10 protein-coding genes are annotated in these 9,924 nt (G+C 60.0%); 5 read left to right on the top strand and 5 right to left on the bottom strand.

The genetic code is table 11. The features are described from left to right. Positions 1-153 precede the first annotated feature (153 nt). Together KKQ10_RS28180 and KKQ10_RS28185 are read left to right on the top strand one after the other, a co-directional pair. A complete protein-coding gene (locus KKQ10_RS28180; RefSeq protein ID WP_215502973.1) occupies positions 154-738 on the top strand; it encodes a hypothetical protein in 585 nt (194 codons plus the stop codon). A 64-nt stretch (positions 739-802) separates the two neighbouring features. Beyond that, complete coding sequence (locus KKQ10_RS28185; protein WP_215502974.1) at positions 803-2,116, top strand: PQQ-dependent sugar dehydrogenase; 1,314 nt, start codon at positions 803-805, stop codon at positions 2,114-2,116. Between the two features lie 133 nt (positions 2,117-2,249). Here the strand turns inward: KKQ10_RS28185 and KKQ10_RS28190 are convergent, their stop codons facing one another. From KKQ10_RS28190 to KKQ10_RS28210, 5 genes are all read right to left on the bottom strand, one after another. Then, entirely contained in the window at positions 2,250-2,786 is a 537-nt protein-coding gene (locus KKQ10_RS28190; RefSeq protein WP_127651543.1) for a C40 family peptidase, read from the bottom strand. Positions 2,787-3,006: 220 nt separating this feature from the next. Continuing rightward, positions 3,007-3,624: a C40 family peptidase gene (locus tag KKQ10_RS28195; protein ID WP_127651544.1), complete on the bottom strand. Its 618-nt coding sequence runs from the start codon at positions 3,622-3,624 to the stop codon at positions 3,007-3,009. A gap of 225 nt (positions 3,625-3,849) precedes the next feature. Then, the gene (gene hda, locus KKQ10_RS28200) at positions 3,850-4,554 is read right to left on the bottom strand and encodes a DnaA regulatory inactivator Hda (protein ID WP_127651545.1); all 705 of its coding nucleotides are present in this window, start codon (positions 4,552-4,554) and stop codon (positions 3,850-3,852) included. Positions 4,555-4,773: 219 nt separating this feature from the next. Beyond that, a complete protein-coding gene (locus tag KKQ10_RS28205; protein ID WP_127651546.1) occupies positions 4,774-5,847 on the bottom strand; it encodes an AI-2E family transporter in 1,074 nt (357 codons plus the stop codon). Positions 5,848-5,881: 34 nt separating this feature from the next. Then, the gene (locus KKQ10_RS28210; protein ID WP_215502975.1) at positions 5,882-6,940 is read right to left on the bottom strand and encodes a DUF2066 domain-containing protein; all 1,059 of its coding nucleotides are present in this window, start codon (positions 6,938-6,940) and stop codon (positions 5,882-5,884) included. Between the two features lie 375 nt (positions 6,941-7,315). Between KKQ10_RS28210 and purM the strand changes: the two genes are divergently transcribed. From purM to KKQ10_RS28225, 3 genes are read left to right on the top strand one after another with little or no spacing between them, the layout of a single operon-like run. Continuing rightward, entirely contained in the window at positions 7,316-8,374 is a 1,059-nt protein-coding gene (gene purM, locus KKQ10_RS28215; RefSeq protein ID WP_003223039.1) for a phosphoribosylformylglycinamidine cyclo-ligase, read from the top strand. Then, positions 8,374-9,024 carry a phosphoribosylglycinamide formyltransferase gene (gene purN / locus KKQ10_RS28220; RefSeq protein ID WP_215502976.1) on the top strand — a complete coding sequence of 217 codons (651 nt, stop codon included), beginning with the start codon at positions 8,374-8,376 and terminating at the stop codon, positions 9,022-9,024. Before purM ends, purN begins: the two co-directional genes overlap by 1 nt. 8 nt (positions 9,025-9,032) lie before the next feature. Next, a complete protein-coding gene (locus tag KKQ10_RS28225) occupies positions 9,033-9,746 on the top strand; it encodes a DUF3108 domain-containing protein (RefSeq protein WP_127651549.1) in 714 nt (237 codons plus the stop codon). Positions 9,747-9,924 lie beyond the last annotated feature (178 nt).

Raw genomic sequence — 9,924 nt, forward strand, 5'->3', positions numbered from 1 at the left:
GGGGGTGGAGCGTCAATTAAAGAGGGGGCCATCGGGCGAATAACTGCCGTCGATCAATTATCTGACGCCAATCTTGTGCCACACTGGAACAAGTGATATCAAAGAGCCATGCTTTTGATTGAAAAGCACATCACAACAATAAGGATGATGACGATGCAAGGCATGATCATCAGCAACCCGCGCCTGGAATTCCTGCGCCCGGTGCTTGAGCGCTGGTTTGACTGTATCGACCGCTACAACGCCGTGCGCGGCGACAACGACACGCCTTACTGGCATGACGAGAAAGCCAATCTCGGATTGCTCTCCGCTGCGGCATGGATGGCCGAACTGGTGACCCTTTGCGACACCGCTACTCGCAAACAGAACGAGGACGGCGAGCGCAATGCCCGCGCCGATCTGTTCCTCGCCGGGGCCGAAGACCGCGCCTATATTCAGGCTACCCAGCGCTGGCCGCGGGTCAGCAACCTGAACCTGACCCAGGCCCTGCTGGACATTACCAGTGACGCCAAACGCATCAGCTTTGCCAGCGATCTCAAGCTCGGCTGCCTGTTCGTCGCGCCGCAAAAGGCTCAGCACAGCGCCAGCCCCGAAGAGCTGCAAGACATGGTCGACGACCTGCAAAAGGAACACACCTGCGCTGTCGCCTGGTATTTCCCCTACGCCTACCGCAAGTTGCGCAGCGAAGCCGGCAACTACCATCCCGGCATCGCCGTGCTGTTCAAAGAGGCCCGTGGCTGAGCGGTTGAACCATCGGGGGCGCAAACTCCTCTATGATGAGCATGCATTCATAGGGAGATCAGTAATGCGCAAAACCCAACTCGCTTTCGTCATCGCCCTCGCCGGAGGGCTCACCGCCTGCGGTGAATCCTCCAGCCTGCAGGTTTCCGACGGCACCGGCCCGTCGCCTAAGCTGCCTGAACCGAACAAAACCCTGATCCCGACGGTTAACATCGCCCCGGCGGTCGGTTGGCCCGCCGGCGGCAAACCGACTGCGGCAACGGGTACGCAAGTGACCGCATTTGCCGAAGGCCTCGACCATCCGCGCTGGCTCTACGTGCTGCCCAACGGTGACGTGCTGGTGGCGGAGACCAACGCCCCGCCCAAACCCGACGACAACAGCGGCATTCGCGGCTGGGTGTCGAAGAAAGTCATGAGCAAGGCCGGCGCGGGCGTGCCGAGCCCGAATCGCATCACCCTGCTGCGCGATGCCGATCACGACGGCGTGGCCGAAACCCGCACAGTGTTTCTGCAGAATCTCAATTCGCCGTTCGGCATGACCTTGGTCGGCAATGACCTGTACGTCGCCGACACCGACCGCCTGCTGCGCTTCCACTACGAGCCAGGCGCTACCGAGATCAAGACACAACCGATCAAAGTCACCGACCTGCCGGGCGGCACGCTGAACCATCACTGGACCAAGAACGTCATTGCCAGCAAGGACGGCAGCAAGCTGTATGTCACCGTCGGCTCGAACAGCAACGTCGGCGAAAACGGTCTGGATAAAGAGGAAGGTCGCGCCGCGATCTGGGAAGTGGAGCGGGCCACCGGCAATCACCGGATCTTCGCCTCAGGCATCCGTAACCCCAACGGCCTGGCATGGGAACCCACCACGGGCTCGCTATGGACGGCGGTCAACGAGCGTGACGAAATCGGCAGCGACCTGGTGCCGGACTACATCACCTCGGTCAAGGACGGCGGCTTCTATGGCTGGCCATTCAGCTATTACGGCCAGCACGTGGATGTGCGTGTGAAGCCACAAAATCCCGACCTGGTGGCCAAGGCCATCGCGCCGGACTACGCCGTAGGCCCGCACACCGCCTCGCTGGGCCTGACTTTCGCCGAAGGCAACAGCCTGCCGGCGCAATTCAAGGAAGGCGCGTTCATCGGCCAGCACGGTTCATGGAACCGCAAACCGCACAGTGGCTATAAAGTGATTTTCGTACCGTTCGCCGCCGGCAAACCGAACGGAACGCCGGTGGATGTGCTGACCGGCTTCCTCGACAAGGACGAGAACGCCCTGGGCCGCCCGGTAGGCGTGGTGATCGACCAGCAAGGTGGCTTGCTGGTGGCTGATGATGTGGGGAACAAGGTGTGGCGGGTTTCGTCCGCCAAGTAACTTTTGCCTGCCCCTAAACAACTGTAGGAGTGAGCCTGCTCGCGATGACGGTCGATCAATCAACATTGATGTTGAATGTGACACTGTCATCGCGAGCAGGCTCACTCCTACATTGGATTGTGAGCAATTTGAATTACGGGTTATGCGCCAGATGTTCCGGCTGCAGTACCCGCTTGGCACTCAGATACGCTTTCTGCCAATAAGCCTTCGACAGGCTGTCCAGCTTCACCGTGCCGCCAGTTGCCGGCGCATGCACGAAGCGCCCTTCACCGACATAGATCCCCGCATGACTGACCTGCGAGCCGCCATTGGTGGCGAAGAAAATCAGGTCACCGGTCTGCAAGCCTTCCTTGCCGACATTCGGCGCCTGCATCACGATCATCTCGCGAGTCGAGCGCGGCAGGCTGATACCCGCCGCATCGCGGTAGACGAAACCGATCAGGCCACTGCAATCAAACCCCGAGTCTGGCGTGTTGCCGCCCCAGCGATAAGGCGTACCGACCAGGCCGAGTGCGCGAAACAACACGTCTTCAGCCGCGGGCGAGAATGATTGAGAAGGTCCGAACACCACCGGGGCCCGTACCACTGGCGCAGGCGGCGGTGTACGACTGGCGCAGGCGCTGAGCAGCGCTGCGAAGAAGATCAAAGCAAGGCGGGCCGACATCGTCATAAGCAGAACATCCTGATCTGGCTGCGGCTTTCTCTGCCGGATGGACAGAAAACAAAACCGCCTGCGGAGCACGCAGGCGGTTTGCCATCAATATAGATACAGGATTCTAGCGGCTATACGACAAACTTCAAGTAAGACTTTAACTTCACCTTGTAAAGTCTAGGTCTACTCCGTTGCCGAGGGCCGTTTTTGTCGCCACGGACGTGGCGACAACGGGGAATTACTTGCGAGCAGTGACCATGGTCGGGGCCATCGCGAGGGCGCGCTTGGCTTCGATGAAGGTCTTGCTCCAGTAGCTGTCACCCAGGCTGTCGATGCGAACACCGCCGCTGCGACGACTGCTGGAGTGAATGAACTGGTTGTCACCCAGGTAGATCCCGGCGTGACTCACACGACCGCGACGACCATTGGTGGCGAAGAACAGCAGATCACCTGGCTCAAGGTTGCCGCGTGAGACCAGAGGGGCATCCACGTTGATCATTTCGCGGGTGGAGCGCGGCAGATTCATGCCGGCTTCTTCGCGGAACAGGTAACCGATGAAACCGCTGCAGTCGAAACCGGCCTCAGAGGTACCGCCGAAACGGTAACGGGTACCGATCAGGGACATGCCGCGTTCGAGAATGCTGTCGGCCAGAACCGGAAGCTCGTAAGGCTTCTTGCCGTTGAAATCGGCGAGTTCTTTTTCGGTGGCCAGCTCTTCCTGATAAATAACGGAAGACTGGGCAGTGGCAGAATTTTTAACCTGTTGAGGCTGCTCTTGAACTGGAGAATGAGCAGCACAACCGAACAACAGGGTGACAAGTGCGAGAGGCACGAGGGGTGCGAAGCGATTTAGCATGGGCACGACCGTGGCTGAAGTTGTAAAGAAGCCGAGACTATGCCCGCTATCGGCCTCATTTGCAAATTCAATCGATCTTTTTGTGACTTCCCGGTTTCTCGTTTACATCTAAGCGCTTAAGCCCATTTGAATCGATACGCGGTCTGCACACTGTGCGGAAAAGCGGATTTTCTGGCGCCTGAAATATGTCAAAGGCGGCTGCAAGCCCCGTATTTCAAGGGCTGACTACCAACCGAGGGTTTCTTTCAGGAACGGAATTGTCAGCTTGCGCTGCGCCTGCAGCGAGGCCTGATCCAGCTGTTCGAGCAGGTCGAACAATGCACTCATGCTGCGGGTGCCGCGGGTCAAAATAAAATGCCCGACTTCGTCGGTCAGGTGCAGACCGCGACGCGAAGCGCGCAATTGCAGAGCGCGCAGTTTGTCTTCATCGGAGAGCGGACGCATCTGGAAGATCAGCGCCAGGGTCAGGCGCGATTTAAGGTCGGCCAGCTTGACCGGCAGCTCCCGTGGCGAAGTAGACGCGGCGATCAGCAAGCGCCGACCGCTGTCACGCAGACGGTTGAACAGATGAAACATCGCCTCTTCCCAGTCCGGCTTGCCGGCAATCACCTGCAAGTCATCCAGGCAGACCAGTTCGTACTGTTCAAGGTTGTCGAGAATGTCGATGCCGCGATCCATCAACTCGGCCAGCGGCAGGTACACCGCCGGTTCGCCCATCTGTTCAAAACGCAGGCAAGCGGCCTGCAACAGATGCGTACGCCCTACGCCGTGCTTGCCCCACAGGTAGATCAGGCTTTCGGTCCAGCCGGCGTCGGCTTCGCATAGGCGCTCGACATAGCCGAGTGCAGCGGCATTGGCGCCTGGGTAGTAGTTGATGAAGGTGGCGTCGTCACGCAGACGCACACCTAGGGGCAGCTGAATCGGTTTCATGCTGACTGAACAGTTCTCAAGGAACCGTTAGTGGCCTCTGTGTAAAGTTTGCGAAGTTTATACCCGTGAAGCTGAGCGCACAATGCGACAGACCCCAAGCAAAATCAAAGGTTTGCGTTAACACGCTGGTTTTATGACAGTTTCTCTGACGCGGCGCTGAACAAACCCACCGCAAAACACGGGCCAACCCGGCGCAATGCCGGGCCGCCCGCGACGACGTTACAACTCGGGTTCGTCGACCCCGCTGTAAATGTCGGAGTCCTTGTACAAGTCGTGCACATGGCGCACCAGCACCATGATCACCGCCGCCACCGGCAATGCCAGTAAGACTCCGGTAAACCCGAACAGCTCGCCGCCGGCCAGAATCGCGAAAATCACCGCCACCGGGTGCAGGCCGATCCGGTCACCCACCAGCAGTGGTGTCAGCACCATGCCTTCCAGCGCCTGCCCCACCATGAACACCGCGACAATCCCGATCATCGGATACAGATCGCCACCGAACTGGAACAACCCGGCAATCAGTGCCGCGCCAATTCCGATCACAAAGCCCATGTACGGCACGATCGCCGCCAGACCGGCAATCAGGCCGATCAACAGCCCCAGCTCCAGACCCACGATCATCAGGCCCGCCGCGTAGATCACACCCAGTGCCAGCATGACCAGCAGTTGCCCGCGCACGAACGCACCGAGCACCTCATGGCATTCACCGGCCAGCGAAACGATGGTTTCTTCACGATCACGCGGCAACAGGCTGCGGATCTTCGCCATCATCACGTCCCAGTCACGCAGTAGATAAAAGCTCACCACGGGAATCAGCACCAGGTTCGCCAGCCAGCCAATCAGCGCCAGGCTTGAAGCCGTCGCCTGACTCAGCACCACACTGACGATGTCCGTGGTCTGGCCCATGTGCTCGCTGATCGCAGCCTTGACCTTGTCGAACTTCCAGAAGCCGTCCGACAAGCCCAACTTCGACTGCGCCCACGGCAGTGCCGTGTGCTGCAGCCAATCGAGCATCTGTGGCGCCAGTTCGTACAGGCGCAGCAACTGCTTGGCGAGCATCGGCACCAACACCAGCAACAACGTGGTGACGATCAACGTAAACAAGGCAAACACCGCAATCACGCCCCAGGTGCGCGACAGGCCAAGCCGCTCCAGACGATCCACCAACGGATCGAACAGATAGGCCAGCAGCAACGCCACCAGAAACGGCGTGAGGATCGGATGCAGCAACCAGACAAACGCGCAAAGCAGGACTACCCCACCGAGCCAGAACCAACGCCGCGTATCGGCCATGTACCACTCCTGCTTCTTCTATATAAGGAAAGACTTACCAGCGAAACCGCAACGACGGTGCAACAGGGCTTGGGGCCGGGGCTGCAACAGGCGCCACGCCGGCAACGGCCGGTTGTGGCGCAGGCACCGGCGCCGGTACTTCAGCCGGCACCTCCTGCAACTTCGCCAGCGACAATTGCGCGCGTAACTGATCGGCACTGCCGCTGACCCGATACACGATGCGATCGCCATCGACACTTTGCAGACGCACACCGAACGGCTCGAGTAACCGCAACAGCGCGGCGTAATGCTCCAGATTCATGCCCCGCACTTCCAGTGTCTGTTGACCCGAAGCACCCGGTTTGGCAACAAACCTTGGCGCCAGACGCTCGGCCACCGCCAGCATCACCGCATCAGCGACGGCGGCCTGATCGGCGCCTTGCACGCTGCCGGCTTCTTTCTGTTCGCCCAGCCACAGATGCCATTTGGCCTGCCACTGCCCGCCCTCTTCGTGCGCATGCACCGCCAGCAAGGCATCGGCGCCGTAACGCTCCGAAGCACCGCGCAACGGCGCAGGGTCGGTGCCATCCAGTACCGGCGCAGTGGCCACCAGTTGCTCACTCAGATCCGCCAGCGGCAAGCGCAATGGCAAGCCACGATGCTGGGCCGCCACACGCAACGGTGCAGCAGCGCCCTGGCCGTCACCGACCAGACTCGAACCTTCAGTCGAATCGTTCAGCCACCAGCTCAGAATCGACGGCCGGCTCGCCCCCCACACCGATAGCCCCGCGCGACGCAGCGCCTGCTCGGTGGTGGCCGGGTCGAAATCGACTTTCAGCACTTCCGGCGGCCCGGCATCGAATCCGAACTGGCTGATGATCTGTTGCGGATCCTTGCGAATCGCCGCCAGCCCCGGATTCTGCGGGGCCTTCGGGTCGCCGGTCAGACGCAACACCAGCGTATCCAGTGCCGCCTGAGTGGCACGATCACGCTCTTCCGGTGCCTGGCTGCTGACCGGCTGGCGTACTTGATAGAGACCTTTGAGGTTTTCGGCATGACTCGCCAGGCTGACCATAGACAAACAACCCACAACCAACAATTTACAAAAACGCATGGAAAATTCCCGTCGACAGGAGCGGCTGGAACAGGCCGCGTGAACCGATTAAGCAAGGCTTGTGACAATCTGCCATCGCAAAACATTCACACGGTAGCGGTAAGTTTTTGCACAGTGATAACGATAGACGGTTAATCGGCACACCTTATACAGGCACTCACCCGGCACAATTGCAAAAAATTTCAGTCGATTATGCCCCTGCCCGTCGGCGCGAGGATGGCCGCTGCCCCTCAAGCCTGATAAAATCGCGCGCCTTCGCAGACCGGCAACAGCCGGGCACCCCGAAATTCGCGTGAGGCTATCGCCCCACCGGTTTTGGCGTTCCCGCTGAACTCGGTCGTTACCCCTGAATCCCCTCCCCTAAAGGCCTGGATCATGAGCAAGCAACCCTCCCTGAGCTACAAGGACGCCGGTGTAGACATCGACGCCGGTGAAGCATTGGTCGAACGCATCAAGAGCGTCGCCAAGCGCACTGCGCGCCCGGAAGTCATGGGCGGCCTGGGCGGTTTCGGCGCCCTCTGCGAAATCCCGGCCGGCTACAAGCAGCCTGTCCTGGTTTCCGGCACCGACGGCGTCGGCACCAAGCTGCGCCTGGCGCTGAACCTGAACAAGCACGACAGCATCGGCATCGACCTGGTTGCCATGTGCGTCAACGACCTGGTCGTTTGCGGCGCAGAGCCACTGTTCTTCCTCGACTACTACGCCACCGGCAAACTGAATGTCGACACCGCTGCCCAGGTTGTAACCGGCATCGGCGCCGGCTGCGAACTGTCCGGTTGCTCGCTGGTAGGCGGTGAAACCGCTGAGATGCCTGGCATGTACGAAGGCGAAGACTACGACCTGGCCGGTTTCTGCGTCGGCGTGGTGGAAAAGGCTGAAATCATCGACGGCTCGAAAGTCGCCACCGGTGACGCCCTGATCGCCCTGCCATCGTCCGGCCCGCACTCCAACGGCTACTCGCTGATCCGCAAGATTATCGAAGTGTCCGGCGCCGACATCGAAAACATCCAGCTCGACGGCAAACCGCTCACCGACCTGCTGATGGCCCCAACCCGCATCTACGTGAAGCCGCTGCTCAAGCTGATCAAAGACACCGGCGCAGTCAAAGCCATGGCCCACATCACCGGTGGCGGCCTGCTCGACAACATCCCGCGCGTTCTGCCAAAAGGCGCTCAGGCCGTGGTTGACGTCGCCAGCTGGACTCGCCCGGCCGTCTTCGACTGGCTGCAAGAGAAAGGCAACGTCGACGAGACCGAGATGCACCGCGTGCTGAACTGCGGCGTGGGCATGGTGATCTGCGTGGCTCAGGAGCACGTCGAAGTGGCCCTGAACACACTGCGCGACGCCGGCGAGCAGCCTTGGGTCATCGGCCAGATCGCTGCCGCTGCCGAAGGCGCTGCACAGGTCGAGCTGAAAAACCTCAAGGCTCACTAATGCCTAATACCTGTGATGTCGTGGTGCTGTTGTCCGGCACCGGCAGTAACTTGCAGGCTCTGATCGACAGCACGCGGACCGGCGACAGCCCGGTCCGCATCGCTGCGGTGATTTCCAACCGCGCCGACGCCTACGGCCTGCAACGCGCCAGTGACGCGGGTATTGCCACCCGCTCGCTGGATCACAAGGCCTTCGAAGGTCGCGAGGCCTTCGATGCTGCCCTGATCGAACTGATCGACGAATTCCAACCGAAACTCGTGGTGCTGGCCGGCTTCATGCGCATTCTCAGCGCTGATTTCGTGCGTCACTATCAGGGTCGCCTGCTCAATATCCACCCGTCGCTGCTGCCCAAATACAAAGGGCTACACACTCATCAGCGCGCGCTGGAGGCCGGCGACGCCGAACACGGCTGCTCCGTGCACTTCGTCACCGAGGAACTCGATGGTGGACCACTGGTCGTACAGGCAGTAATACCGGTAGAGTTGCACGACACGCCGCACAGTCTGGCGCAGCGAGTTCATGTCCAGGAACACCTGATCTACCCGATGGCTGTACGCTGGTTTGCCGAAGGCCGACTGGCACTCGGCGAACAAGGTGCTTTACTGGACGGCCAGTTACTCGCGGCCAGCGGCCACTTGATTCGACACTAGGAGATTTTATGCGTCGCGCCCTGCTCTTCGCTTGCGCCTTGCTCGCCCTGCCCTTCGCGCAGGCGGCAGACCTTCAACCGTTCTCCGCCAGCTACACCGCCGACTGGAAGCAGTTGCCCATGAGCGGCACCGCCGAACGCAGTCTGACCAAGGAAGCCAACGGCGTCTGGAAACTCAGCTTCAAGGCATCGATGATGATCGCCAGCCTGACTGAAGAAAGCACCCTGACCCTGGACAAAGACACCCTGCTGCCACAGTCCTACCACTTCGAACGCGGTGGTCTGGGCAAGGCGAAAAAGGCTGATCTGGACTTCGACTGGAACAGCAAAATGGTCACCGGCACGGATCGCGGCGATCCGGTCAAGGTTCCGCTGAACCGGGGCATGGTCGACAAGTCCACCTATCAACTGGCGCTGCAGCATGACGTCGCCGCTGGCAAAAAGACCATGAGCTACCAGGTGGTCGATGACGGTGAAGTCGACACTTATGACTTCCGCGTACTGGGGTCGGAGAAAGTCGACACCAAGGCCGGCCAGATCGATGCGATCAAAGTCGAGCGTGTGCGCGATCCGACGCAAAGCAAGCGCATCACTGTCCTGTGGTTCGCCAAGGACTGGGATTACCTGCTGGTCCGCCTGCAACAGGTTGAAACCGACGGCAAGGAGTACAACATCATGCTCCAGGACGGCACGGTCAACGGTAAAACCGTTAAAGGCAGCTGATTCGCCGTTACAAAGAAGAGCCCCGCCAATGCGGGGCTTTTTTGTGCCTGATGTCCCGTCCTGAATAAGGTTTACACCTTCTGACTTCTTTTCAGGAAGGTGCAATGGATACGGGCACGAAGCGCAGTCAGCGTGATTACACACTGGCTTTTAAATTATCGGTTGTCGACCAGGTCGA

The sequence above is a fragment of the Pseudomonas sp. MG-9 genome, assembly GCF_018729515.1.
Classification (GTDB): Bacteria; Pseudomonadota; Gammaproteobacteria; order Pseudomonadales; family Pseudomonadaceae; genus Aquipseudomonas; species Aquipseudomonas serboccidentalis.